Source organism: Microbulbifer mixtoriginis (SeqCode) (assembly GCF_052467235.1).
The window spans coordinates 2365323-2391489 of the sequence record NZ_CP174305.1 but is presented as its reverse complement, the minus strand read 5'-3'; the positions used below and the strand labels follow the sequence as shown (position 1 = coordinate 2391489).

General features: G+C 48.9%; 20 protein-coding genes and 1 tRNA gene. 6 read left to right on the top strand and 15 right to left on the bottom strand.

What is annotated here, in order from left to right:
- Window positions 1–70: 70 nt before the first annotated feature.
- The 6 genes from ACJJIO_RS10555 to ACJJIO_RS10530 all read right to left on the bottom strand — a co-directional run bounded on the left by ACJJIO_RS10555 (window position 71) and on the right by ACJJIO_RS10530 (window position 9750).
- Complete coding sequence (locus ACJJIO_RS10555; protein WP_444910951.1) at window positions 71–3202, bottom strand: S8 family serine peptidase; 3132 nt, start codon at window positions 3200–3202, stop codon at window positions 71–73.
- 784 nt (window positions 3203–3986) lie between these two features.
- Window positions 3987–5387 carry an amidase gene (locus ACJJIO_RS10550; RefSeq protein WP_444910950.1) on the bottom strand — a complete coding sequence of 467 codons (1401 nt, stop codon included), beginning with the start codon at window positions 5385–5387 and terminating at the stop codon, window positions 3987–3989.
- A 66-nt stretch (window positions 5388–5453) separates the two neighbouring features.
- Complete coding sequence (locus ACJJIO_RS10545) at window positions 5454–6338, bottom strand: helix-turn-helix domain-containing protein (RefSeq protein WP_444887707.1); 885 nt, start codon at window positions 6336–6338, stop codon at window positions 5454–5456.
- A 394-nt stretch (window positions 6339–6732) separates the two neighbouring features.
- Window positions 6733–7893, bottom strand: a complete 1161-nt coding sequence (locus ACJJIO_RS10540; protein ID WP_252084088.1) for a slipin family protein — start codon at window positions 7891–7893, stop codon at window positions 6733–6735.
- A 374-nt stretch (window positions 7894–8267) separates the two neighbouring features.
- Window positions 8268–8336 (bottom strand) — tRNA-OTHER (locus ACJJIO_RS10535).
- A 184-nt stretch (window positions 8337–8520) separates the two neighbouring features.
- Entirely contained in the window at window positions 8521–9750 is a 1230-nt protein-coding gene (locus ACJJIO_RS10530; RefSeq protein WP_444887705.1) for an RtcB family protein, read from the bottom strand.
- Window positions 9751–9996: 246 nt separating this feature from the next.
- Between ACJJIO_RS10530 and rtcR the strand changes: the two genes are divergently transcribed.
- The 3 genes from rtcR to ACJJIO_RS10515 all read left to right on the top strand — a co-directional run bounded on the left by rtcR (window position 9997) and on the right by ACJJIO_RS10515 (window position 14059).
- Window positions 9997–11595, top strand: coding sequence for an RNA repair transcriptional activator RtcR (gene rtcR / locus ACJJIO_RS10525; RefSeq protein WP_444910949.1), 1599 nt, complete (start codon window positions 9997–9999; stop codon window positions 11593–11595).
- A gap of 60 nt (window positions 11596–11655) precedes the next feature.
- Entirely contained in the window at window positions 11656–13146 is a 1491-nt protein-coding gene (locus ACJJIO_RS10520; RefSeq protein WP_444910948.1) for a C13 family peptidase, read from the top strand.
- A gap of 133 nt (window positions 13147–13279) precedes the next feature.
- A complete protein-coding gene (locus ACJJIO_RS10515; protein ID WP_444910947.1) occupies window positions 13280–14059 on the top strand; it encodes a TSUP family transporter in 780 nt (259 codons plus the stop codon).
- Window positions 14060–14165: 106 nt separating this feature from the next.
- On the opposite strand, the gene ACJJIO_RS10510 is transcribed toward ACJJIO_RS10515, so the two are convergent.
- Both ACJJIO_RS10510 and ACJJIO_RS10505 read right to left on the bottom strand, forming a co-directional pair.
- Entirely contained in the window at window positions 14166–15950 is a 1785-nt protein-coding gene (locus ACJJIO_RS10510) for a DUF885 domain-containing protein (protein WP_444910946.1), read from the bottom strand.
- Between the two features lie 229 nt (window positions 15951–16179).
- A complete protein-coding gene (locus ACJJIO_RS10505; protein WP_252084082.1) occupies window positions 16180–16917 on the bottom strand; it encodes a YopT-type cysteine protease domain-containing protein in 738 nt (245 codons plus the stop codon).
- 642 nt (window positions 16918–17559) lie between these two features.
- Between ACJJIO_RS10505 and ACJJIO_RS10500 the strand changes: the two genes are divergently transcribed.
- On the top strand, window positions 17560–18417 hold the full coding sequence (locus tag ACJJIO_RS10500) for a carbon-nitrogen hydrolase family protein (RefSeq protein ID WP_444910945.1): 858 nt from the start codon (window positions 17560–17562) through the stop codon (window positions 18415–18417).
- Between the two features lie 94 nt (window positions 18418–18511).
- On the opposite strand, the gene ACJJIO_RS10495 is transcribed toward ACJJIO_RS10500, so the two are convergent.
- The 4 genes from ACJJIO_RS10495 to ACJJIO_RS10480 all read right to left on the bottom strand — a co-directional run bounded on the left by ACJJIO_RS10495 (window position 18512) and on the right by ACJJIO_RS10480 (window position 21675).
- Window positions 18512–19519: a fumarylacetoacetate hydrolase family protein gene (locus tag ACJJIO_RS10495; protein WP_444910944.1), complete on the bottom strand. Its 1008-nt coding sequence runs from the start codon at window positions 19517–19519 to the stop codon at window positions 18512–18514.
- Complete coding sequence (locus tag ACJJIO_RS10490; RefSeq protein WP_444887698.1) at window positions 19516–20076, bottom strand: VOC family protein; 561 nt, start codon at window positions 20074–20076, stop codon at window positions 19516–19518. Before ACJJIO_RS10490 ends, ACJJIO_RS10495 begins: the two co-directional genes overlap by 4 nt.
- A 14-nt stretch (window positions 20077–20090) precedes the next feature.
- Window positions 20091–21170 carry a 4-hydroxyphenylpyruvate dioxygenase gene (hppD, locus tag ACJJIO_RS10485; RefSeq protein ID WP_444887697.1) on the bottom strand — a complete coding sequence of 360 codons (1080 nt, stop codon included), beginning with the start codon at window positions 21168–21170 and terminating at the stop codon, window positions 20091–20093.
- 256 nt (window positions 21171–21426) lie between these two features.
- On the bottom strand, window positions 21427–21675 hold the full coding sequence (locus tag ACJJIO_RS10480; RefSeq protein ID WP_252084077.1) for a hypothetical protein: 249 nt from the start codon (window positions 21673–21675) through the stop codon (window positions 21427–21429).
- Window positions 21676–22023: 348 nt separating this feature from the next.
- Here ACJJIO_RS10480 and ACJJIO_RS10475 point away from each other — a divergent pair, with 348 nt between their 5' ends.
- Window positions 22024–23004 carry a calcium/sodium antiporter gene (locus ACJJIO_RS10475; protein ID WP_444910943.1) on the top strand — a complete coding sequence of 327 codons (981 nt, stop codon included), beginning with the start codon at window positions 22024–22026 and terminating at the stop codon, window positions 23002–23004.
- Window positions 23005–23144: 140 nt separating this feature from the next.
- A complete protein-coding gene (locus tag ACJJIO_RS10470; RefSeq protein ID WP_444910942.1) occupies window positions 23145–24134 on the top strand; it encodes a glycerophosphodiester phosphodiesterase family protein in 990 nt (329 codons plus the stop codon).
- 3 nt (window positions 24135–24137) lie between these two features.
- Here ACJJIO_RS10470 and ACJJIO_RS10465 read toward each other — a convergent pair whose 3' ends face one another.
- The 3 genes from ACJJIO_RS10465 to ACJJIO_RS10455 form a co-directional block, all read right to left on the bottom strand.
- The gene (locus tag ACJJIO_RS10465) at window positions 24138–24461 is read right to left on the bottom strand and encodes a chaperone modulator CbpM (protein ID WP_252084074.1); all 324 of its coding nucleotides are present in this window, start codon (window positions 24459–24461) and stop codon (window positions 24138–24140) included.
- Between the two features lie 2 nt (window positions 24462–24463).
- Window positions 24464–25417 carry a DnaJ C-terminal domain-containing protein gene (locus ACJJIO_RS10460; RefSeq protein WP_444910941.1) on the bottom strand — a complete coding sequence of 318 codons (954 nt, stop codon included), beginning with the start codon at window positions 25415–25417 and terminating at the stop codon, window positions 24464–24466.
- Window positions 25418–25554: 137 nt separating this feature from the next.
- Entirely contained in the window at window positions 25555–25923 is a 369-nt protein-coding gene (locus ACJJIO_RS10455) for a hypothetical protein (RefSeq protein ID WP_444891645.1), read from the bottom strand.
- Between the last annotated feature and the right edge of the window lie 244 nt (window positions 25924–26167).

Here is a 26167-nt window from a genome sequence, read left to right as displayed (position 1 = left end):
CATTCGTAATGAATAGCTACCCCCATCTTAGATGTATGGGGATAGCCATAGACTAATATGGTCTCTTAGATTACAGATCTTTCAAGGGAAACCATAACGCCCTTAACTCTAAATCCGTAACTTCTACATCTTCGTGAAAATACCCACTAACTATTGGTAACCAATCATCATTAGTCACCAAGCGGTGGCACAGTTCATCCACTTCACAGATAACCCCATCATTATCGATATCGGTTCCGGCCATCACACCAAATCCTAACTCAGAAGTGGCATCTAATTGAGGGGACTTATAATGGTAGACACCCTGTTCTGGATCGAAAGTTGCCATTACCCGGCCTGCAGCTTCACCAGTTTTAATATCAACAAAATCGACATAAACGGCGCCGGCATTACCACCAGATTCCACATCTTCAGCGATAACCTGGACTGATATCCATAAATCAAAACGGGTTTCGGTAGAAGCAACAAAGCTCAAAATGCCAGAATAACGACCTACCTCTAGGTTGTCAGTGTCTACAGTAATTTGATAACTGCCAAGACCATTTGAATCCTCATCTAGATAACTCGCACTCAACCAAGAGACAGATGCATTAATCTCAGCAACCGAGACTCCAGGCATATCTGCCAGCAGTTCTACCTTCGCTTCTTTTTGGGTCCACAGTTCATGCTGATGACCACTTTTGATATACAAACGTCCAAGCTGTGGTGTAGCAAAGGCACGAGATTTTGCAGAAGCAACTGCAAGCTCAGCATTTATTTCACCATAACCAAATCGAGGGCTTGGTGTATTACCGTAGGAAACTCTAAAATCGGTTATCAATTTGTCAAAATCGTCAGGAGTCATTGACTCCCACTCCTCCTTCATCAAGGCAATAACACCGGACACATGGGGTGCAGCCATAGAAGTACCTTGCATACCTCCATAAATAAACTCGATTTCACCGCTCTCAGTTTCTTTCCCGAGAGTGCTTATCACGCCGCCATCGGATTTAGCTATTATCTTAGGATCAAAGGGCTCTGTTGGCTTGCGTCTATCAATTGGCATTAAACCGCCAGGGGCAGTCAAATCAATATTGCCCCCAAAATTGGAGTACCAAACAGGCTCACCGCCTTGTCGAGTGGCAGCCACTGTAACAACCCCATCGAGGTTAGCTGGTGAATAATTACTTACATCATCGCCGTTGTTACCTGCAGCTGCAACAACTATCACACCCGCTTCACGGGCTGCATGCACTGCATCCTGCATCGTTTGAGAGTAACCTGCCCCTCCGAGACTCATGTTAATTACATCAGCTTTTCGATCCGGAACTTTACCAGAATCATTTGTGAGACCTGCAGCAAAATAAATCCCTTGAGCAATGTCATAATCGCTAGCTCCCTCAGCGCCCAGCACCCGTACAGGCATTATTTTGGCTTCATGGGCAACGCCTGCAATACCAATACCGTTGTTAGTAGCTGCAGCGATTGTGCCCGCCACATGGGTACCGTGCCAGGAATCATTATCACTGTCTGGAGCATCACCTGGGTCTTCAGGGTTTGGATCAATACCATCTCCATCCACGGAATTATCAATATCACTGATCATATCGAAGCCAGCTACCAACTGACCCTGGAGGTCTGGATGACCTGATAAGATACCCGTGTCTAATACCGCAACGATTGCACCTCTTCCGGTTGACGTACTCCACGCGTCCTGTACAGCAATCTGTGAGTAATGCCACATCTTTGGATACAAGGGATCGCTGACTGATTGACGCTGACGAATCCGGTTCAGTTCAACATATTCAAATTGGCCACTAGCATTAAGACGCTTGAGATTATAAATGGTCTCCAATTTACGCTGTATTTCAGCTGAAACCTTTACGCCAGCAGTATTCGATAGCGAGGATACTCCCGCTGACTTAAATAAGCCAAACCCCTTCGCCGCCTGATTTGAATCCAGTAGCATTGGGCCATCATCCCTGGTAGTGTGCTTGACCGCGCCTGCCGCAGTAAGCTTCCCAATACCTGCTAATTTAGCCGTGGGCTTTAGACGAGCTATAAGTTCACCAGCGACAAATTTTTCGTTGGTACGGATTGAATTACCAACGCTATCAACTATCGGAGCAGAGGATATTTGCATACGGTAAGCAGAAGCCCCACCAAATGCCAATGCTGCTAAATAATAACTTCCATCTTCTGGGATTTTTAGGGATTCCGTTTCTTCAACACCATTTGAACTTATGAGCAAATTACCAGACTCATCTATCAACCAAAGATCGATATCTGCATCACCATTTTGCCAGTCCTGAATATGTAGAGAAACATTCTGATTCTTTTTTAACGAGGCAACATAGAAATCAAACTCATCCCGGTAGGCACTTGAACTCTTATCTTGAGAAGCAAATTGAGCAACAACAAAACCAACAACTTCACTAACCCCTGAAATTGCCTGCGCTTCTTTCATGGAGTTATTTGGTACAAGCTCGCTGTTAGGATCATTGGTATCGCTATCAGCATACTCACCTTTTGCAAGAGATATCTTTCCAAAAGCAACAAACTGGCCATCACTGACTAGCAAATTAGTTACATACTTATTGGTATTACCCGTCTGATCATCCACAGTTAGGCTGACGGTGTAATCTCCATACTCCTGGTATTCATGCTCGGGCTGGATACCCTCACCTGTCGTACCATCACCAAAATCCCACTGGTACAATAAGTCAGTACTTTCTGCATCAGTACTTTCTGAAGCATCGAATAAAACCAATGGTGATTCAAGATCTGGCTGGTTATATGCAAATTTTGCAACTGGCGGTGAATTTTTAAGGGCTGTAAACGTCAATTCGGAAGTGGCAGTCGCACCGTCATTATCCGTAACCGTCAGCTGAATCGTATACTCCTTGTCAATCCCGTCGTATGCATAAAAGGTATACTCAACTTCCTTCCCAGTAGCATCACTGCCATCACCAAAATTCCATTCGTAACTAGTAATACTGCCGTCCGCATCGCTTGAAGCAGATGCATCAAACTTAACCTGCGCAGGCGAAAGCCCAGACTGCGAAGACAAAGTAAAGCTTGCTACCGGTGCTTGGTTGGCTACTGGGACAGTCGTCCCATCACCTCCGGTTCCACTATCTCCATCACCCCCGCCACCGCCGCTACATGCCGCAGCCATAAGGGCAGCTACGCAAACAGTTAATTTTAAAATCTTAGACATCATTCAGATAAGTTCCTTTTATTTACACTTTCAACAAAGAGCAATGTCAACTCTCGTGTAGAAAACTTTACGTTATTACATCCCATGAACTAGTTGAGTGATTTCAGCTCTTCCATAAGGCGGCAATATACTAAACTATTTTTTATTTATGCAAAGACACATTAATCAACCAAAGCTGACGAGCAGCTCGTCCATAACCTGAATAATTTTTTTAATCGTCATCTTCGCTGTATCACTTGCTTATGTTTCCTACTAATTTAGAAAAAGAGCTTTCCAATTACCTTCACTAAACTTTCAGCTAAACGTTCGTTCCAGTTAGCTTTTGAATGACTGAAATATTGGTTAGCAAATGCGAGCTAGGTAAAACAGCCTCCGCTATCTAAGGCCATGGGTAGTATCAATTGATCCACCAAGTGCTCATCCACCGGCACGCCTACAAAGCTGTATCTGCCGAATTACAAGATCGACAATGCGATCAGAATCTATCTGATGCTCTCCCATAACATAAAACACTTTAGTCAAATGCTGGGATAACAGTCACAGGGAGAGTACATTGCCTGTCCTTTAATAGCCTGATTTTCGGATATACAAACACTCAATGGGCCAATCAACCTTGGGTAGTTCACGCTAAAGTTCCCTCTTTAGCATTTCGCTACGAGCATAATTGCGTAATTTTTATGCAAAGAAAAGGTGTCATTGACAATCAAAGCTACCGCTAATATCAACTCAATAAACATCTGCAATTCATGTTTTTGAATGTGATGTTACAAGCCGCATGGAATCCATATTAGCCATTCATAAACATGGGACACTGGTGTGGTTTCAGAATGTTATGTAAGCGTTTCGCAGTTTCGATAAGCTCTTTCTCTTGGCCTTTAAGGCCGATCAGCTGTGCTCCGATCGGAAGCCCGTTTCCATCAAATCCTATTGGTAAGGTCACAACTGGATGACCCGTCAGTGAAATCGGCGTTGTAAAGGCTGCCATCGCATCAAAATAATTTACCGGTTGCTCATTGATGTACATAGGGAGGGCGTAATCACGCACACCATTGCGATCGCTGGTTGGTGCCATATGCTTAAACACCGAAGTCGCCGTAACGGGCAACACCCATACACTGTTATCTGCCAAAAAGGCATCAATAGCACCAGACAATATCTTTTTTTCGTCAATTGCATTGCTAAGGCGGCTTTTATTGTGGCGATAACCAAGCATGACATTCGCGATGAATTCTGGTGAACGGCGCGCACTTGCACGCCCAAGAATGCTGGAAAGAAAACGTACAGGCGCCGACACTAAAGCGCTTGTTTCAAACCCCATAATTTCACCAAATGCGCGACGTGCCCGTTTAAAATCGAAATCTTTTGGTTGAGCCTGTACTACGTGAACCCCAGATTCTTCCCATGCGTTTTTCGCATTTTCAAAACATTTAACGATGCTCTTACAAACTTCAATCCCGCCGCTATCGACACTCCAGTTGACCTTTGGCATTTTAAACTCTTTCTGCCCAACGTCTGGCTGGTTATTCATATGTGTCCATACTAGATCCAAGTCATCGCAAGTTCTGGCAATCGGTCCCATACGCGCAAAATGCTTCAGCGGTGCAACCTGGTTTGGCATAGTCCCATCAATGGGAATGGCATCCTCGCTCGGCAGAAGGCTAAACACCCCACAAAATGAGGCGGGGATACGCAAAGACCCACTCAAGTCTGTACCAATATCGACAAAGCTCATCCCCGCCGCTATCGCAGCTGCGCCGCCACCACTACTCCCCCCCGGTGTGTATTCTAAATTCCAAGGGTTGTTAGTGGTGCCAAATAGAGTATTACTGCACTGAAAGTCCATCGAGAGGGGCGGGAGATTCGTTTTACCCATAACCTGTGCACCGGCATTCAGCAGTCGTTCCACGGCAGATGCGGTTTGGGTAGGGTGGAACCCCTTGAAACGTTCCGACCCGAATGTGCAGGCCATCCCTCGATAGTAAATTTGATCCTTCAGGGTGATGGGCAAACCCGCCAACGGACGCATGTTACTTGTAGGCTGGTTTTCATTAAGTGTTACAACGGCATTGATCACCGGGTTGAGGCGCTGTATACGTTCTAGCTGGTGGTGTATTACCTCTTTGGCCTGGATATCCCCTGCCGACAAGGCTGCACAAATCTGGGTGGCTGGGTATTGATGAAGTTGCATGGCTTAATCCCGAACAATTTTGTTCCGGACGAATTTAGCAAGTAAAGTGGAAACCTGCTGTTCCTATCATGCTTTTCTGAGTGGAATATAAATACGAGTGAGTTGTTTTGCTGGGGCGATGTAGTTCGGTGTTCCCGAATAAGCTTCGAACGGAAATTCATCACGCAGCCTATAGGCTGTCTGAGCAAGCCAGTTGCGATAAATCTGGTTCCAAGTTTGGTAGAGGAATTTGTAATCCCCCCAGTGTTCAAAGACCGCCCATGTTCCAGCGTCGAACATGTGCCAATTATAGCTTTTGTTGTTGTTCGGGCGTTCTGAGTAGGCTCCACCGTACCAAACTGTAACGGTATCATCATTGAGCATCTGGGGGGTGTTAGGAAAACAGCTCATTAAGAATTGATCCGGTGGCACTGTCTCTTTGAGTAGCGCTAAAAAATATGCACCAATATCTAAATCACTCTTGTGGAAAAACTGGCCTTCATAGGTTCCTCTCGACTGCTGAAACCGGAAATAGAATGGTCGTAGAGTGACGATCTCGACTGGCTCAATCACCTGGCGCGGCGGCTGATTGATCAAATACGGGCGGCCCTGTTGCACCCCTGTTTCCGCGGCTTCGGGAGAATTGCGAAAAGCAGAGGGGCTTATTCCGAACTGTTTTTTGAATGCCCGAGAAAACGCGCTATGGGTTTGAAAACCGCAATTTATTGCAAGCTGCAGTAAGTTGATGTTTGGAGTGTTGGTGAGTTCCAATGCTGCGGTCTCCAGACGGCGCACAGCAATATAGCGATTCACAGGTTCTCCCATATAAGCAAAAAACAATCGTTGAAAATGAAAAGGCGATAGATGGACATGATTAGCAATATCGGTGATTTTCAAATTTCTATGAAGATTTTCCTCAATTAACTGCGCTGCTTGAGTTACTTTATTTCTATTTTTATCTAACTTCTTCATCGGATTACTTTAGTAGCCCTTGAACCGATCTCTCATGAAAAATCTACAGCCAGTATTTATATCTTCGTCTAGCTTCTTTTCCTGCACCCATACGTATTAACGTCGACAAAAAATTCTATTTGGAAAAATCTAAAATGGTTTTTTTATTGTAGACACAGGGTTCAAAGCATAATTTGCTTACTCCACTGGTCAACAATAGCGGTGACAATACGATTTGAAAGGCCAGGCTTTTACGGCCTGCACGAATAGTTTTAATAAGAACCGGCATTCCCAGTCATAAGGACAAAGTAAGGGAAGTCCGCAAAATCTGTCTGCAGCCCTTCCCCTGAGCACCGTCTATCTTAGTCACTGCCTAAGTCCTTAAAACTCAAAGCTTACTTGATAGCTTGCTACCTTAAGCTGTTGGACGCAGCTTCACCAAATCATTAAGCACGCCTTCTAGGCCACCATAAACTGATATTTTATCGATGCGTGTACTGACTTTTTCTAAGGATTCCAATTCTTTTAGACGCAGTAATGTAGGATTGTTATCCATCATCTTGGCAGTGTTATGCAGGGAGCGCATAGCCTGGGTCTCTTCACGACGCTTTATTAAATTCGCTTCAGACTCCTTCTGAGCTTCCACTACCTGATTAAGAATCATCTTCATGTCGCCTGGTAAGATAATATCTTTCACTCCGACACTGACAATCTCGATACCATAATGCGCTAGTTTTTTATGGATAGCCGTTGCAATAACAATATTCAGTCGATCTTTATCTGCTAATAAGCTATCCAGAGTCTGGGTACCCACCGCTTCACGCAAACTTAGTTGTAATTCACGATAAATATGGTTTTTATAATCACTGAGCTTCAATGCCACCCGCTGTGGATCTGTAATCTTGAAACTGCCACTTAAGTTGATACGCAGGCTAACTCTATCTTTGGTTAGAATTTCCTGGCCACTCACTTCAATAGTTTGCAGGCGCATGTCTATCAATTTCACTGCGATAGAGCGATTGTATTTCCAAAATCCATAACGACCCGGCTGCAGCGCTTTCTCCAACTTTCCATTGACAACTAAAAGACCCACATGCTCATCGGGGACTTCGTTATAGCTTACTGCCTGAGCAGCGATGCGTATTTGGCTTGCGCAGGCACCGCGACCGAGAAGCCCCAGTACATTGTCATCAATGGTGTATTCCCTGGAAATATCCACAATACCTACACGAACGGTTTCCCCTCCTTTCCATACGGCCCGGTATGAACCAGGGGGAAGGATATCTACCAAGTTACCATCCCGATAGAAAAGTCCGACTTGTTGATCAGACAATTCGTAGGACTGCAAATATTCACCTAACACTTCGCTATAAGTATTCAGCAGGAATTTTGCTTTAATCGCATCAAAAACCACCTCAGTAATATCATAGGTCTCCACCCGTACATCACCTGAGAGCAGCCAAATACGGTGACGCCCTGGTGGCAGCACCCTTTCAAATCGGCTGCGGCGAAACAGTAGTGCTCGCTCGTTATCAGCCACATTGACAATCTTCCATATTTTAAAGAGAGACTTCATTTCTCCGATCTCTTATCATTTTATTCCTTTAGGGTGGGGCCCACTCGATCTCAGAGTGGCCCAACGCTTATACACAGAGGGTGCAAAATACAGCGGTTCTGCAAAGTTCTTCTTGCACCCATCCTGGGTAACGAAGCCAACATCCTTGGCCAAAATAGAATCAATGCAAATGCTGTAATCCACACGCACAGCGTAAACCCACGCAAGGCGACACTGCCGCCGGCGTGCCTTTATGGCTAGCTATTGCTGCAATTCCCAATAACCGAAACCATAAGGCACTGTAGGCCCCGGATAGATTTCAACAAAGAGGGCTTCTTTGTGGGGACTCGAACCCCAGGCTCTCGCCTTCCCTTAAGGTCGCTTTCCAGGCGACGTGACTTTGACAGGAATCGAACCTGTAACAAACCGATTTAACGGTTGCTCTACCAATTGAGCTACAAAGTAGGCGTTTGAAGATTGCCCCAGTGGGTACACCTACCGCCAGCGTCGGGGGTGCCAGGCCGGCATACAGAACCGGCTCCGCTGACTGGAACACAAACATTCAAACTTGATTGCGGAGAGCCTGCCCTTTAGGCATAACTTCCGACATTCCTCACTATTAAACGCCTTATCCCTGGCCTGTGCTAACTATCCTTTGACACAGACTACCTGCTTGAGGGTGTAAACGATTTCCACCAGATCTTTTTGTGCTGCCATAACCTTCTCAATAGGTTTGTAGGCCGATGGGGTTTCGTCGATCACACCTTCATCTTTACGGCATTCCACGTCGACAGTAGCCGCGCGATGCTCTTCCAGGGATACCAGTTTTTTCGCCTTGGTGCGGGACATCACCCGCCCGGCACCATGGCTACAGCTGCAGAAGCTTTCCTCGTTTCCTAACCCCCGCACAATAAAAGACTTGGCCCCCATACTTCCGGGAATAATGCCCATTTCATCAACACGCGCCCTTACAGCGCCCTTGCGCGTTACCAGTACCTCCTTGCCATAGTGTTGTTCGCGGGAAACGTAATTGTGATGGCAGTTTACCGCCTCCATGCGCGCCTCAAAATCCATACCCAGTGCCTGCTTCACCGCGCCAATAGTGCGTACCATCATGACTTCACGATTGATGCGAGCAAATTCCTGCGCCCACTCCACCGCCTGCACATAGTCATCGAAATGCTCGCTACCCTCGGGGAAATAGGCCAAGTCACTATCGGGCAAGTGGATATGCCAGCGTTCCATATCCCGCTTGGCCTTTTCGATAAAGTAGGTACCAATACGGTTACCCACACCACGAGAGCCACTGTGCAACATCAGCCACACGCTGCCTTGCTCATCCAGGCACATCTCAATAAAGTGATTACCGCTGCCAAGCGTTCCCAAGTGATTGATATTATTGGTATTTTTCAATACTGGGTGCTTCTCTTTCAGCGCCTCAAACTGCTCTGCCAACGGCGCCCAGCCGGCAAGTGCATCGTCCGGCGGATTCTCCCAGGCACCCTTATCCCGACCCCTACCCCGGTGTCGACCAGTGCGGCCGTGGGGCACGGCGCGCTCAATGGCACTGCGGACGCCCGCCAGGTTGTCTGGCAGCTGTGCTGCAGTGAGGCTGGTGCGGACTGCCATCATGCCACAGCCAATATCCACACCCACAGCTGCGGGGATTACCGCTCCCAGGGTGGGTACCACACTGCCAATGGTGGCGCCTTTGCCCAGGTGTACATCGGGCATTGCCGCCACCCACTTGTGGATAAAAGGCAACTGCGAAATATTTTTAAGCTGAGCCCTGGCTTCTTCTTCAAAGGGCACACCTAAGGTCCAGGACTTAATCGGTACCCCACCTGCCTGCATCACTTCATACGGCAATGGCTTCATCTCTCGCTCCTTTAAGAATCTCATGAAACCAAGAATCTCATGAAACCGCGTTACCACTTCACGCGCTTCTTTTGCCATTGATATAGCGAATTGAGTGCCAACTTTTGCAGAAACTTTCCAAATTTCTGTAACTCATTGTTTTTTATGAAAAAATTATTTTATAGGTAGCATTCTAAGCGATAGTTAGCCCAGTACGATGTTTATAAAATCTATCTTTTAAGATAGCTATTTATTATTTTAGATAGTATGAAAACAGTAGCTATCAGTATTCTCGGCACGACTAAAGACCGGCGCGGTAAAAGTGACAAGCGTTGGGACAAGTGGCGCCCCAATATCTCTATGTGCCAGCACGATGACCTGCTGATCGATCGGCTTGAGCTCCTTTTCGACAACCACTCGAAAAACCTGGCAGACCAGGTCACTGAGGACATTGCACGTATTTCCCCTGAAACCAACGTGGTCCATCACCGGGTCAACTTCAATGACCCCTGGGATTTCGAGAGTGTGTACAGCAACCTGCTGGATTTCGCCCGCGATTACGCTTTTAAGCCGGATCAGGAGCAATACCTGGTACATATCACAACTGGCACCCACGTGGCCCAGATCTGTCTCTACCTGCTCACAGAGGCCGGTTATTTCCCTGGGCGCCTGCTGCAAACTTCTCCTGCACAGAAAAACAGTAATTTGCCGGATCAGTACCAGATTATCGATTTGGATCTATCCAAGTACGACCAGATTGCCTCACGTTTCCAGCGAGAACACCAGGAGGGCACTACCTACCTGAAAGGCGGTATCGAAACCAACAACCAGGCCTTTAACCAGATGATCGAGCAGTTAGAGCAGGTCTCTATTCGCTCCGATGCGCCCATTCTCATTACAGGACCGACGGGGGCAGGAAAATCCCAGCTGGCCCAGCGTGTCTATGAGTTACGTAAACAACGCGGAAAATTGGAAGGAGGCCTGGTAGCAGTAAACTGCGCCACCCTGCGTGGTGAGAATGCCATGTCCGCCCTATTCGGCCACCGCAAAGGAGCCTTTACCGGTGCCACCACACACCGCCCTGGGCTATTAATGGAGGCGGATAAGGGTCTGCTATTTCTGGATGAGATTGGCGAGTTGGGACTGGACGAACAGGCAATGCTACTGCGGGCCATAGAGCACAAGCGCTTTATGCCCTTTGGCTCAGATAAAGAGGTGAGCAGTCACTTTCAGCTGATCGCTGGCACCAACCGGGATCTAGTACAGCTCAGTCGCGAGGGTAAGTTTCGTGCAGACCTGCTGGCCCGTATCGACTTATGGACCTACCGCCTACCCTCTCTGCGTGAGCGTATTGAAGACCTGGAACCCAATATCGACTTTGAGCTTGAAGCCTTCTCCACAAAGTCTGGCCACCTGGTGAGCTTCAATAAAGCGGCGCGGGAGAGGTACCTGAACTTTGGCCGCTCGGTAGAGGCCAGCTGGTCAGCGAACTTTCGCGATCTTAACGCCAGTATCCTGCGCATGGGCACCCTCGCCGACGGCGGGCGTATCACGACCCAGGTAGTGGAGGAGGAAATTCACAGATTACAGATTAAGTGGCAAAGCCCACAGAGTAAGTCATCACTGCCCTTTGCCCGTATTGAAATGTTGTTGGGCCGTGACCGCATCGAACAGATGGATTACTACGAGCAGATCAAGCTGGCGGGACTGATTCAAGTTTGTGAGGAGTCCAACTCTATGGCGGCAGCCGGGCGCAAACTGTTTCAAGTGAGCCGCACAGCAAAAAAATCCAATAACGACTCTCACCGGATACGCCAACTTTTAGATAAATACGGTCTTAAATTCGACCAACTGAATAAAACATAGAGACCGCCTGGCACCATTTTTTGTTAGTCTCATTCCTAAACCCTGATGCTGGATCATGGAATGAGATCTATCTACTTTTTCCCGCTTATTTTTTTACTCAGTGCCTGCGAGCCAACTCAGTTTGCAGGCGGAACCGCCTTGCCAGATGGCTCGGTATACAAAGGCGATATGTTAAACGGCCTGTTTCATGGGCAGGGCCAACTCGAATGGCCCAATGGCAGCCTTTATCGTGGAAACTTTCGAGAAGGCCGCATGACGGGCGAAGGCGTATTAACCGGAAATGATGGTTGTACTTATGAAGGCGAGTTTCTCAATGGGGAGCCCCACGGCAAAGGTCGCTATACCTGCAATGGAACTGTGTGGATAGGCGAATTCCTTGAAGGGGAGCTAAAAAACGGTACGTTAAATTGGGATGACGGTGACATTTACAATGGCGAGTTTTTGGCTTTTGACCCTCACGGCGAAGGCAAACTCAGTACCGATGATGGCAGCCTTTATCAGGGCACTTTTGAAAACGGCTATTTAATACAAGGCAACTACTCGGATAGCGATGGCTATCGTTATACCGGCGGCTTCGAGTACGGCTCATACTCTGGCGAGGGTGAACTCACTCAGCCTGACGGCACTGTGATCCATGCCACATTCAGCTATGGGGAAGCTGAGGGGGAAGGTACACAAATTAGTAGGGATGCTGAAGGCAACATTATCGAGAAACCTGGCTATTTCTCCGAAGGTATTTATTACCCTAGCGAAGCTGCTTGGCGCGCACTGGCGAATATACCCGGCGCCCAAGCGGAAACCCGCCTCTATAGTGAGAGTGAACGCTTACGAAACGCTATAAACGCACTGCCCCCACAAAGACCCGGCATCCGTGATATTTACACACTACTAGTAGGTGGTGATGGCACCTCTCCGGTATTTGCAAGGGAGTTGGAGTGGGTGGCAGAACGCCTAGATGAAGCTTTTGATATCGACCAGCGACTGCTGCGCCTTAGTAACGGCGGGGGTTACGGTTTTCCCTTGGCCACTCGAACCAGTATCCAGGAAAGTCTAACAGCTCTAGATCAACTGATGGACCCCGAAGAAGATCTGCTTCTGGTGCACCTTGTAAGCCATGGTGCTCGCAATGGAGACTTCAAAATTGCCGAAGGTGAAATACCACTTAACGACCTATCTCTAAAAGATGGGCAACAGTGGCTAGACAATATTAACGCCCAGCACCAATGGATCATAATTTCGGCTTGCTTTTCCGGACAGTGGATAGAAGCTTTAAATACCCCCAACAGAGTAATCTTTACTTCAGCCGCTGCCGACCGTAGCTCCTTTGGTTGCAGTGACGACTCTCAGCGCACCTGGTTTAGCTCAGCCCTTTACGGTGAGGCCCTTAACCAAGGTGTGGACAATCCTGAAGCCTGGTTTGAAGCTACAAAATTAAAAGTAACCGAAATGGAGCAGGAGCAGGAAATTAGCAGAAGCCGTCACTCTCTGCCCCAGTATTCAGTGGGAGAGGACTTCCTGATGTGGTGGCAGGGGAAAGAGAAAGCAAATTAGATGGGTATTTCTTCGTCAGAAATAAGTTATTTCTTATTAGTTTGGCGGGAAATTTATAAATGCTACTTCCTGTAAAAAATATTCAGGCTTTATTAGCTAATAAATCTAACAGTAAGCGAAAGGAGGTATCTTTTTGGATTTCGCTAGCTTCTCTACAGAGTTATTACTTATCTTATTTTTCGTTGCTATTGTTGCCGGCCTACTCGATACATTAGCGGGTGGCGGCGGCCTGATAACCGTTCCGGCCTTAATCTTAAGCGGTATTCCACCACTATCTGCCTTAGGTACCAATAAATTACAAGGCAGTATCGGTACAGCAACAGCCACTTATATGATGATTAGGGGTAAAAAGGTAAGCTGGGATGGGGTTAGGAGGTTGATGCTATCCGCCTTTATTGGAGCAGCTATTGGAACCATAGCCGTACAACTTATCAATACTGACATCTTATCTTTTGTTATCCCTATAGTACTGTTATTTATTGCTATTTACTTTCTGATTTCTCCGGCTATAGCTCAGAATAATGATGAACCAAAACTATCTAGCAAGAAATATCAATATGGGGTAATTCCATTTATTGGATACTACGACGGCATGTTTGGGCCTGGGACTGGGTCATTTTTCACTTTGTCAGGCATTGCTTGCCGAGGACAAGATTTATTGACAGCCACCGCAATGGCAAAGCCTCTTAACTTCTCCACCAACGTAGCCTCTTTATTGGTATTTTTAGTTGCAGGGCAAGTGGTGTGGGTTATAGGTACCCTGATGATGGCTGGACAAGTCATAGGTGCATGGATAGGGTCACACTGCCTTTTTAAAATCAACCCCACCTATTTGAGAGGGGTAGTCGTACTGATGTGTAGTGGGATGCTAATAAAATACGCACACGCTATGGGATGGATAGGTTATATCTGAAAACAAGCTGCTTTACCGCTTGTATCAATAATTTGCCGGTTATACGCTGGCTTATTCTTGCAATCCCGCTCTAACAATGAAGAGCGGGATTGCAAAACAAGACACTTTAAGAGGCTTTCTGCTCCGCAATAAACCGTTGCATTTGCTCTTCCAACATGGAAAGCGGTAGGGCTCCATTTTTTAACAGTGCATCGTGGAAAGCACGCAGATCAAATTTTTCACCCAACTCCTTTTCCGCTTGAGCGCGTAGCTGGCGGATCTTAATTTCTCCCATTTTATAAGAGAGGGCTTGGCCCGGCCAGGATATGTAACGATCCACTTCTGCACGTACATTCGCTGGAGATAGCGAGGTATTACTGGAGAGGAAATCGAGCGCCTGCTGGCGAGTCCAGCCCTGAGAGTGAATACCGGTATCGATCACCAAACGTGCCGCACGCCACATTTCATAGCTGAGACGGCCAAAGTGTTCATAAGGCGTTGTATATAAGCCCATTTCCTTGCCAAGGCGCTCGGAGTAAAGCGCCCATCCCTCACCAAAAGCGCTTAAGTAAAGTTCACGGCGGAAGTCCGGTACATTCTCCAGTTCCTGAGACAAAGCACCTTGCAAGTGATGACCGGGTACCGCCTCGTGTAAGGTCAGTGCAGGCAGTTCATATAAGGGGCGCTGATCCAGGCCGTGTGTATTCAGCCAATAGGCCCCACCACGGGTGCCACCGATAGCGGCAGGATTGTAGGAGGCAGTGGTGTAGTTGGGCGCGATTTCGCTGGGTACCGGAACGACGCCATAGGGGGTGCGTGGCAGCAGATTAAAGAACTGCGGCAACACATAGTCGATTCGCTTAGAGATATAGGCAGTCTCCTTTAGCAGCTCTTCCGGCGTTTTGGCATAGAACTGGGGGTCCGTACGCAGAAAGTGAGTAAATTCCGCAAAGCTACCTTTAAAACCAGATTCCTTTATTAACGCTTCCATTTCCGCACGAATACGCTTCACCTCGGCCAAACCTGTGCGGTGAATTTCCGTTGGATCCATATCCAAGGTGACGTAATAGCCGATGTTGTAGCGATAGTAATCCTTACCACCACGCAGCTGTTCAGCCCCAAGGGTCTCACTGGCGGCTTTCAGGTAATCCCCTTCCAGGAAGTTTGCTACACGGTCAAAAGCCGGAATAGCCACCTGTTCAATGGCTTCTTTGCCGGCATTGCGCAGGCGCTGCTGCTCTTCAGTAGTAATTGCAGCAGGCATCTCCGCAAATGGCTTATACAAGCTGCTTTTAGTTGGGTCTTTATAAACCTGGGCTCGCACCGTAGGGGCTATGCCTTGCACCACTATTTTTGGCAAAACAAAACCTGTGCGAATACCCTCGCGCATATTGGCAATATTCTCATCGAAGAAGCGGCCAAACTCGCGGATACGAGCGATGTAATCCTCAAAATCCGCAACGCTGGTCATCGCCAGGCCACTATGCGCATCCAGGGCCGTGCCGAAAAAACTAGAGAAGGTATTGAGCGGTATACGCTTCAAGAATAACTGATTGGCCTCGATGGAGTTTTCCAGTACCCAGGCGAGCAACTCCCGATTAACCTTGTCCGAATCCGCTAACTCGCTAGCGTCTATCGTTTGCAAGCGCTGCAGCAATTTTTGCTCGGACTTCAACCGACGCGCTCTATCCTCAGCAGTCACCCCCGGCAACTGACGGTTATAGTCCGACACCCCCATACGTCCCGCAGTAATTGGATCCTCGCGCAGACGATACTGCCAGTGGTCTTCGATCACATCCTGGAGCTGTTCTGTTGCCGTTGTGGCCCAAGATACTGGGGTTAGTACACAAGTGGCCAAGATAACGCCAGATAGCCGCTTAAAGTGTTTTGCCAGGGCCTTGCCGGATTTCACGCTGCTCTCCATTTAATCGCTAAGTTTATGCTCATCGAAATTGATATTCGTTATGACCGGCCAACCTTAACATGAGTGACACACTGCAAGATTGTTTTCCGTGACCCTGAAACCGAGATAGTTCGTGACTTGAGGACGAGGTGGTTGAAGATTGATTACATAAAATGGTGTTAATTAAGAGGACTGTGGGAGCCGCAGTGGCTACAGCTCCCACACTATCGGTGACTAATTAGCCCCTGCGCGCATAAGAGCGAATAGCAAAGCCGCCACTCAAACCGGCGGAATACATGGACTGATACCAGAAGGATTGGGTAAACCAATTAAAGAAAGAAGCGCGGGATTCAAACCAGAATTCGCCAAAGTTCGGATCAAAGAAGGCGATGTCTTGCGCCACCCAGGCAGCCATGGTGTGACCGGCGAAAGTGCCATCCAGGCTGATTTTTTTATAGCAGCCCGCTCCGCCCGTTTGATCGAGAATAATTTCCCGAGCCAAAGCATTGGGAGAGAACAAACCGCTCTGCCCATTGGCTCTACGCGGATTATTAATACCACGAATCGTATTACCACCACGCCCATTGGGGAAAGCCCCCCCAAAAATATTCTGACTGACAGGATACAGGTTTTGCACCCCCAACCAAGCTTCGGTAATCCGATCCTGATCATCGTGCATGCCTGCCTGTTGTAAAGTCATCACATGATAGAGATGGCGCTCATCGAGCGTGTTATTGGGGTATAACCAGCTCCACAAAGTACCGCCTTCAGAGTGATACTTCATCCAAAAAGCCGAGAGGGATTCACACACACCACCAGCAGTATCTTCATGCATGGTGATCAACCCCTTCACCGGATCGAAGCATTGGCTAAAGTCCTTGACAATTACTCCATTATATCTGGGCACCGCCTGTTGCACGGGCTGTACACGTGTACCAGTTACGGTAAGAATGGTTTTGTCGACCCAAATAGGCATTTTTATTCTCTCACTTCTACTAGGCAAGAAAAGCGCTTTTAAAATCCCTTTTAAAAATTTCGTGGAATTTTTCTACGCCACTTATCAGATTGGGCCGGCATTGAAGCAGAAAAGTTTCAGCGCCAACAGGAAATAGAAAAGCTTTTTAAATCGACTCTGGCACTCTTTTTCCAGGCCGCATAAATGCTTATTTTGAAGGGAGGTTTTAAGTGGTGCTGGCCAAATTTTATTGGCTATAGTGGTATTTTTTTGTTCAACCACGATAAAAACAGATAGTAAGAGTCTAAAAATTACTGCTGAAATTTTAATTGGTAGGGCTTTCCCTCGGAATTACCATTTCTGCTAAGACCATATACAAAACCACCCAGTTTTTTAATTGCTTAAAAAGTATAAAGAAAAAATGGAGAGGGAAATTTTTGCAGAAAACTATTGAGAAATTTCAGTAGCCATACCCCTAAGAAACTGGATCTACACTAAAAAGAACTTATCAAACCAATATGGGGTTCACCCTCTCCAAAGTTCGCCTCAAGATAAGTGGGGCTAGCAAAGTGAGAATTATCACTCTGTTACATTTCATTCTCATTATCAGGTTTTAGCTTGATCAATACTCCGTAATAAAACTGGAGAAAAAGGAGACCCTTAGTGAAAAGCCTTTGTGTTGCAGCAGTGCAAATGGTCAGTGGCGAGAGCGTTACAAATAATCTCTCACAGGCCTACAAACTACTTGTGGAAGCTGCCGAGCACGGCGCGCAACTGATACTACTGCCGGAAAACTTTGCGCATTTCTCGGATAAAGGTAGTTTTTCCGTGGCCGAACCTTTTTGCATTTCTGGTAAAGCCAATGCAGATAGACAACCCATTCAACACGCACTTGCAAATTGGGCAGAGGAGCTGGGTATCTGGCTGGTCGCAGGCTCGATACCCTTACTGGAGCGAGCCGACGGTAGCCCTACTGAGGGGAAGCGCAGCCGCTCAGCGTGCCTGCTATTCGACGATCAAGGCGCTTTGCTGGCTCGCTACGACAAAATACATTTATTTGATGTGGAAGTTGAGGACGCTACCGGCAGCTATCGTGAATCCGCCAGTATTGAACCCGGCAACGAGCCCTGTGTGGCGACATCGCCCTGGGGGGCTCTGGGGCTCAGTATCTGTTTTGATCTGCGCTTTCCCGAACTCTACCGCCAGCTAGCCATAGCCGGTGCTGAGATTTTTTTGGTGCCTGCGGCATTTACCCACGCCACAGGGCGGGCACACTGGATGACCCTGTTGCAAGCACGTGCGATTGAGAACGGCTGCTTTGTAATTGCAGCCAATCAGGGGGGGACCCACTCGGAGAAAAGACGTACCTGGGGACATTCCGCGATTATTGATCCCTGGGGTGAAATCCTGGCCGAAGCCGGCGAGGGTGAAGCAGTCATCACTGCCACATTGGAAGCTGAAAAGTTGGCCAATATACGGCGGCAAATGCCATTACTTTCCATGCGTCGGCTTGGGGTCTAAATAAAAGGAATCTAAACAAAAGGTATCTAAATAAAAAAGGGCCACCTAACGGTTGCCCCTTTTTTACGAAATAAACTGTGGCAAGAAGGTGATATTAAACCTTCTCCACTGTCTGCTCGATACGCCCAAAAATAGACTGACCTTCACCATCGAACATCTCGATAGCGATAGTGTTGCCGAAATCCATAAACGGTGTACTAGGTGAACCATTCTGGATGGTTTCGATCATGCGGATCTCAGCGATACAGCTGTAGCCAACCCCACCCTCTGCCACCGGTTTGCCGGGACCGCCATCCAGCTTATTGGATACGGTACCGGAACCGATAATAGTACCCGCACAGAGTGGGCGGGTCTTCGCCGCGTGGGCGATCAACTGGCCAAAGTGGAAAGTCATATCCACACCAGCATTGGGCTCACCAAACTTCTCACCGTTCAGTTGTGAGACCAGTGGCAGGTGCAATTTGCCCTCTCGCCAGTTTTCACCCAGCTGCTCTGGAGTCACGCATACCGGTGAGAAAGCACTGGAGGGTTTGGACTGGTAGAAGCCAAAACCTTTAGCCAACTCCGCAGGAATCAATCCACGCAGGGAGACGTCATTCACCAACATTACCAATTTGATATGGGAGAGCGCATCCTCGGCGGATACTCCCATGGGTACATCGTCGGTGATTACGGCGATTTCCGCCTCGAAATCGATACCAAAGCCCTCACTTTGCGGCATGGTCACCGGCTCGCGCGGGGCCAGGAAGGTATCGGAGCCCCCCTGGTACATCAGCGGATCGCTATAAAAGCTCTCAGGCACCTCGGCACCACGGGCTTTGCGCACCAACTCAACATGGTTCACATAGGCACTGCCATCCGCCCAGTGATAAGCGCGCGGTAGAGGCGATGCACACAAGCTCTGATCGAATGGCTCACCAGTAATCTCACCGTTGTGCAAACGCTCGTGCAGCTTCTCCAGCTCACCATTGACGGCTGCCCAATTGTCCAACGCACTCTGCATGGTGGGGGCAATATCGCCGGCTGGCACCATACGGGTAAGATCATCGCTAACAACAACCAGTTGGCCATCGCGGCCGGATTTAAGGCTGGCTAACTTCATTGTGCCTCCCCTTCAGTTTTTTCCACAAATTCTTCTTCCCCGTGCATCCAGGCGGCGTGCCTTGGGGCTTTTTTAGTACGCGACCACTCTTCCAACATATCCTCAGCAACCCGCTTCAGCTCTTTGTGCATACCAGGCTTGGCGGTATTGGCAGCCAGCTCAATGCGATGACCGTTGGGGTCGAAGAAGTAGATCGACTGGAAAATCGTGTGATTGGTAGGGCCGAGTACGTCGACCCCGGCCGCTTCCAATCGCGCTTTGGTCGCGAGCATTTCTTCCATGGACTCCACTTCGAAAGCGATATGCTGCACCCATTTGGGTGTGTTCTCATCGCGCCCCATCTCCGGGGAGTTGGGGATTTCGAAGAAGGCAAGCACATTCCCCATACCCGCGTCCATAAAGACATGCATGTAAGGGTCCGGCTCACCGGTTGAGGGTACCTCGTTTTCGGCAATGGCCAACTGGAAGTCCATGCCGAGAAGATCGCGGTAGAATTCCACTGTCTCCTTGGCGTCCCTACAGCGATAAGCCACGTGGTGAATGCGCTTAATGCCCATTGAAGCCTCCGTTATTATTCCTTTTCTTTAATGACGCCACGCTTGAGCTGGTCGCGCTCAATGGATTCAAACAGGGCTTTGAAGTTGCCCTCCCCGAACCCTTCGTCTTCCTTGCGCTGGATAAATTCAAAGAATACCGGGCCGAGCATATTGGCAGAGAAAATTTGCAGCAGCAGACGCGGCTGGCCGCCCTCAGTGGTGCCATCCAACAGGATGCCGCGGCTTTGGAATTCCTCGGTAGGTTCGCCGTGCCCTGGCAGGCGCTCTTCCAGCATTTCGTAGTAAGTGTCCGGCGGCGGGGTCATAAACTCCATACCGCGCTCTTTCAGGCGATCCCAGCAGGCAATTAAGTCATCACAAGCAAAGGCGATATGCTGGATACCCTCGCCGTTGTACTTCATCAGGAACTCTTCGATCTGGCCGCCACCACCAGCTGCTTCTTCGTTCAGCGGAATACGGATCTTGCCATCCGGTGCAGTCATCGCCTTGGACAGCAGGCCGGTGTATTCGCCTTTAATGTCGAAGTAACGGATCTCGCGGAAATTAAACAGATCTTCGTAGTACTTGGCCCAGTAATCCATGCGGCCGCGATACACGTTGTGGGTGAGGTGATCCAGAGTGTGGAAGCCGCAACCTTCCGGACGACGGTCAACGCCCTCTTCCCAGATAAAGTCGATATCGTAGATAGACTCACCATCTTCGTAGCGGTCGATCAGGTACAGGGTCGCACCGCCGATACCCTTGATAGCCGGCAGTTTCAGCTCCATCGGGCCTGTCTGTACATCTACCGGCTGAGCGCCCTTGCGCAGAGCTTCTTCGTAGGCAAACTTGGCATCTTTCACCCGGAAGGCCAGGCCACAGGCAGAGGGACCATGCTCCTGGGCATAGTAGTAGGCGTGGCTGTCGGGCTCGTAGTTGGTGACAAAGTTGATATCACCCTGGCGCCACAACTCCACGGCTTTAGAGCGGTGGCTGGCCACCTTAGTAAAGCCCATGGCGCTAAACACAGTCTCGAGAATGCCTTTCTCCGGCGCAGTGAATTCTACAAATTCGAAGCCATCCAAACCCATCGGGTTCTCAAATAAGTCGGCCATGCAGTCCTCCGTCTCTTATCATCGCGGCGCCATTTATCGGGGCTGCGCGCTGGTTAATTTCTAGCGCAAAGGAAGTTAGTTGCAGATGTAACTAATGTCAAGGGGGCCAGGAATACGTACCCAAAGGCAGTATTCAGTCACTGAACATGAGGGGATTATGCATTCACGTGAATTGTAAAAAGGACCGCTAGATAAGCGATTCAGGTGAGAATGAGAGGCGCAGCACAGGCTTGTACCGCACCCTCAGCAGCAGATGCTATTTACGAGCGCACTTGCCGGTATCGGTGCGGCACATATGCTCTTTATGAAACTTGCCGCTCATCTGGTCGCACTGGGATTTGGTAACATCCCCGGCGCAGGCACTTTCTGCATGCTGGCAGCACCCGGTTTCAGCAGTGCCCATACCGCCTTTGTCCATGGACTCTTCCTTTTTCCTCTGTTCACAAGCGGAGAGGGTCAGCACCAGCGCAGCCGCCAGTATTCCGATTGAAGCTTTGAATTGCATATAGGCCTCCTAACTAGCCGGCGAGTGGCCGGTGACATGGATGTCGCGGAATCCGCCGCCCATGGCTCTGTGCGACCCGCGTAAACATACCCGACATCTCCACCAACTGAGCGGGCTTCGCACCGGGGCACAGAGCCTCTCAGCCATCCCGTAGATTTACCGGGCCATGCATTGACTGTAGCCCACACTGGCAGCGGAACCATCTGACTGGCGGGACACTTTCGATTTTTTACAGATATCGCGCCTACCTTTTCAGCAATTCACTGATTGTGACGCCGAGAGCCGGTACAATCGCTGACCGTTTGTCGGGCCATGCCCCAATCCGCCTGTATCTTTTGAGGACTGCCTATGCTTCTCGCCGCTCTCGCCATTATCGCCGGCTTTATTGTGCTGGTCTGGAGTGCTGACCGCTTCGTGGAAGGCGCCGCTGCCACAGCCAAGCACGCCGGTATGCCCACGCTGTTGATCGGCATGGTGATTGTCGGTTTCGGTACTTCTGCCCCTGAGATGGTAGTTTCAGCCATTGCCGCGCTGGATGGTAGCCCCGGCCTGGCCCTGGGCAACGCCTATGGTTCCAATATCACCAATACCGGCCTGATCCTTGGCCTCAGCGCCCTGATAATTCCCTTGAGCGTACATTCGAAAATTGTGCGCAAAGAGCTGCCGCTATTAATGGCCATCACTCTTCTGAGTGGCGCCTTCCTATGGAATGACAAGCTGGAGCGCTGGGAATCAATCATTCTGTTACTGGGTTTCTTCGGCTTGATCGGTTGGAGTGTATTCTCCGCCCTGCGCGGCAAAGGCGATAATCTGGAAGGTGAGGTCGCTGAGGAGCTGGAAGAACACGCCATGCCCCTGGGCCGGGCTCTGTTCTGGGTAATCGCCGGCTTGGTACTTCTGATTGTCAGCTCGCGGTTGTTGGTTTGGGGCGCAGTGACCATCGCCGAATCGCTGGGCGTTAGCGACCTGATTATCGGCCTTACTATTGTCGCCCTCGGTACTTCTCTACCAGAACTGGCAGCCACCATAGTAGCCGCGCGCAAAGGCGAACACGATATTGCGATAGGCAACGTGGTGGGTTCGAATATGTTCAATCTGCTGGCCGTGGTGGGGATTGCCGGCACTATCGCTCCCATGTCCAGTGTGCCACCGGAAGTACTCACCAGAGACTGGCCCATGGTGATCGGCTTGACCCTGGCCCTATTTGTCTTCGCCTATGGCTTTCGTGGCCAGGGTCGAATCAACCGCTGGGAAGGCGGTGCTCTTTTGACAGCTTACCTTATCTACACTGGCTACCTCATCACCACCATTACTAAAGCCGCACTTTGACCGTACTTGGGGTGGCTTCACACCACCCCAAGTTTACCGCCTGAATTCGCCATAATTTGCCCCCAAAAAGCCCGTTCTTCCAGACCAGTGCCAGCTAGTATTGGCAGCACCTCAAGGGAAATAATGACGGAGATGCTTTTATGAGGCGGAGCTTTTTTGCCAAAGTTGGCATGTTGGGTTCTTTATTCGGCTTTGGAGCTATTTACCTATTAAATGCTTCCTGGTTGGCTCCAACACCCCAGGGCGAGCCCGTTCTTATTTCCCATCGCGGTGTCTACCAAACCTACAATCGCGATAATCTAGGGCGTGACGATTGTACGGCTATTCGCATATTCCAGCCTGAGCACCGCTATCTTGAAAACACCATTCCCTCCATGGAAGCAGCATTTGCGCATGGCGCGGATATTGTCGAACTCGATATCCATCCCACAACCGACGGTGAATTTGCCGTATTTCATGACTGGACTTTGGATTGCCGTACAAATGGAAGAGGCGTCACTCGGAAGCATGCCATCACTGACCTAAAGAAACTCGATATCGGCTATGGGTACACCTTCGATGGCGGAAAAAGCTTCCCTTTTCGCGGCCAGGGCATTGGCCTACTACCCACATTGAAAGAAGTTCTGCAACACTTCCCAGATCGACAATTCCTGATCAATATAAAAAGTAATGACCCCAATGAAGCAGACCTACTCAATAACTATTTACGCCAACACCAACTACTCTCCGATTCCCGCTTAATGGTCTACGGCGGCCCCCTCCCAATCGCAAGAATACGGGAGTTAAGGCCCAAAGCTTTGGCCTTCAGTAGGGACAGCGCAAAAGGTTGTGCACTGGGATATTTGCTGATTGGGTGGAGCGGCTATATCCCCGAGGCTTGCCGCAACAGTATTGTTATGGCACCCAATACCTGGCATTGGGCACTCTGGGGCTGGCCGAACCGATTTATCGACCGGGTAGCCCAAAGCGGCAGTTTAGTCATAGTGCTGGATCATCGAGATAAAAAGGGCGGCCTTACCGCTATCTACCGACCAGAGGATTTAAATTTCCTGCCTAAGAATTACAACGGTGTTATCTGGATTGAGAAAATTGAAGTCATTGGTCCACTGTTACAAGCCAGCCATGAATAAACACTAACGTTTTCGCCGCTGTTCTAATCGCGCCAGCTGTGCTTGTAACCGCTCTATCTCTTCAAGTAATTCCAGCGCCAGCGCAGCACCGGCAAGATTGACTCCAAGATCCCGCTCCAGCGTGTAGACACGACGAACCCTGCGCACGCAAATACCACTAAAGCGCCAGCGGGGTTTGCGCGCACGTGGCTCGATAATACCTTCCTCCACCAGTGCCAATATACGTTCAGCAGGAAGCTCACAGGCGCGGCACAATTCGCTCAAACTCAGTTCACTCTCTTCATCAAGCAGCACACCGGTGACCTGTTCGGCCTTTCTAACTCTCATTATCAGCTCCCCATGGATTGGCGCGGATTAAAGTCAAAGGCCTTACTGAATTGGCGATAGGCCTCGCGCTGAGCATCGCTAGTGGCAGAGGGGGTAACTATCTGCAGCACGATGTACATATCACCAGGTTGTTTGGCGGGGATTCCCCGCCCCTTGAGGCGAAGCTTCTTGCCGTTATCACTATTGGCAGGGATGGTAACTTTCAGGGGCCCGCTCGGTGTTGGTACCTGTACTTTGGCCCCCAAGGCCATCTCCCAAGGGGCCATGGGTAAGTCCAGATAAACCGTTGGGCCCTCGGTATGATAGAGACGGTGAGAGTTGAACATGATCTCGAGGTAAAGGTCACCGGGTTTACCGCCGCCAATGCCTGCTTCACCCTGCCCGGCCAGACGAATTTGCTGACCTTCAGTAATCCCTTTTGGAATCTTGACGTTTAGTGTGCGCTCCTGCAGTTGCGGGCGCCCATCCTCCCCCAACACCGTGTGTTTAAGGGTAATCTGCCGACTGCTGCCGCGATAACTGTCTTCCAGATCTATGGCGATTCGCGCATAGGTGTTTTCCCCCTGAGCACTGTACTGGCGCCGCTGCCTGCCGCCATAGCCCTGACTAAATCCGCCTCGCCCAAATAAGCTCTCAAAGAAATCGCTGAAGGCCTCACTATCGGCATCGGTATAACCACCACCGTGAAACTCAAACCCCTGATCCCAATTAGGGGGCGGCCGGAAATCCTGGCCGGACTGGAAGCCACTACCTAACTGGTCATAGGCCGCACGTTTCTCTGGATCCTTAAGTACTTCGTAGGCCTCATTCACCTCTTTAAAGCGCTCCTCGGCATCCTTCTCACTACTGACATCGGGGTGGTATTTACGTGCCAACTTTCGATAGGCACGCTTGACCTCCGCCTGATCAGCGTTCCGCTCCAGACCGAGAATCTTGTAATAGTCCTTGTATTCCATGGCTTTAATAAAAGCCGATGATGAGAGGGTTCGCCACGTATTTAAAGTGAGAAAATCGACGCGAGTATTATCTGGTTAAGTAGATGTCCACTGGTAAATAGAAGCGCCGATAGAACAATCGGCGCCGTACTACTAACTTAATGCCCAGTTTCGTACCACATGTTGGCTGTTACATATTCGATACTTCCATCCTTGTAATGGATATAGGCCTGCGCCTCGTTGGATGAATAAGCTCTGACTGTCACACCGCATGACAGCCCAGAATTACAGCCTTTTACCCAATGGACCCGATCAATAGATTTAGAGATATTGGTAATACTCCAACTTCCAGAAGTGGAGCTTCCAAAACTGAAATCTATTCCATTACAGTGGGAAGTGCCATTACCCATTACATGGCCACCAGGCTTAACATTTAGTTGGCAAACAAGATTGGCAGAAAAAGCCGGTACAGCTAAAGAGGAGGCAAAAATCAAAGAACTCGCTAATAGAATTTTTTTGATAGTCATTTTCCTAACCTAGTTATTTTTATATATTAGTTGTCGCAGCAAACCAAATTAACGACCTTAATCAGGTTAACATCCAGATTTTAATCTTCAAAGGCGCTTCCAGAATCCTAACGAAAAAAATTGAGAATCTTTTATCAATTTTATGCAATTTTTTTCCATTATTAATAGATCAGTTTATAAAACCCAGATACGGATGATTTAAATGACGATTCAGCCTTTAAAGACGACATCAAAAAAAGAGTAT

Coding starts and splice junctions, on each gene's coding strand:
- ACJJIO_RS10550 (WP_444910950.1), bottom strand. CDS start 5,387: ATGCAACTTCATCAATACCCAGCCACCCAGATTTGTGCAGCCTTGTCG.
- ACJJIO_RS10490 (WP_444887698.1), bottom strand. CDS start 20,076: ATGGGCATTAAGCGCATTCACCACGTGGCTTATCGCTGTAGGGACGCC.
- ACJJIO_RS10505 (WP_252084082.1), bottom strand. CDS start 16,917: ATGCCTATTTGGGTCGACAAAACCATTCTTACCGTAACTGGTACACGT.
- ACJJIO_RS10545 (WP_444887707.1), bottom strand. CDS start 6,338: ATGAAGAAGTTAGATAAAAATAGAAATAAAGTAACTCAAGCAGCGCAG.
- ACJJIO_RS10475 (WP_444910943.1), top strand. CDS start 22,024: ATGCTTCTCGCCGCTCTCGCCATTATCGCCGGCTTTATTGTGCTGGTC.
- ACJJIO_RS10480 (WP_252084077.1), bottom strand. CDS start 21,675: ATGCAATTCAAAGCTTCAATCGGAATACTGGCGGCTGCGCTGGTGCTG.
- ACJJIO_RS10520 (WP_444910948.1), top strand. CDS start 11,656: ATGAGATCTATCTACTTTTTCCCGCTTATTTTTTTACTCAGTGCCTGC.
- ACJJIO_RS10455 (WP_444891645.1), bottom strand. CDS start 25,923: ATGACTATCAAAAAAATTCTATTAGCGAGTTCTTTGATTTTTGCCTCC.
- ACJJIO_RS10540 (WP_252084088.1), bottom strand. CDS start 7,893: ATGAAGTCTCTCTTTAAAATATGGAAGATTGTCAATGTGGCTGATAAC.
- ACJJIO_RS10460 (WP_444910941.1), bottom strand. CDS start 25,417: ATGGAATACAAGGACTATTACAAGATTCTCGGTCTGGAGCGGAACGCT.
- ACJJIO_RS10555 (WP_444910951.1), bottom strand. CDS start 3,202: ATGATGTCTAAGATTTTAAAATTAACTGTTTGCGTAGCTGCCCTTATG.
- hppD (WP_444887697.1), bottom strand. CDS start 21,170: ATGGCCGACTTATTTGAGAACCCGATGGGTTTGGATGGCTTCGAATTT.
- ACJJIO_RS10495 (WP_444910944.1), bottom strand. CDS start 19,519: ATGAAGTTAGCCAGCCTTAAATCCGGCCGCGATGGCCAACTGGTTGTT.
- ACJJIO_RS10465 (WP_252084074.1), bottom strand. CDS start 24,461: ATGAGAGTTAGAAAGGCCGAACAGGTCACCGGTGTGCTGCTTGATGAA.
- rtcR (WP_444910949.1), top strand. CDS start 9,997: ATGAAAACAGTAGCTATCAGTATTCTCGGCACGACTAAAGACCGGCGC.
- ACJJIO_RS10530 (WP_444887705.1), bottom strand. CDS start 9,750: ATGAAGCCATTGCCGTATGAAGTGATGCAGGCAGGTGGGGTACCGATT.
- ACJJIO_RS10470 (WP_444910942.1), top strand. CDS start 23,145: ATGAGGCGGAGCTTTTTTGCCAAAGTTGGCATGTTGGGTTCTTTATTC.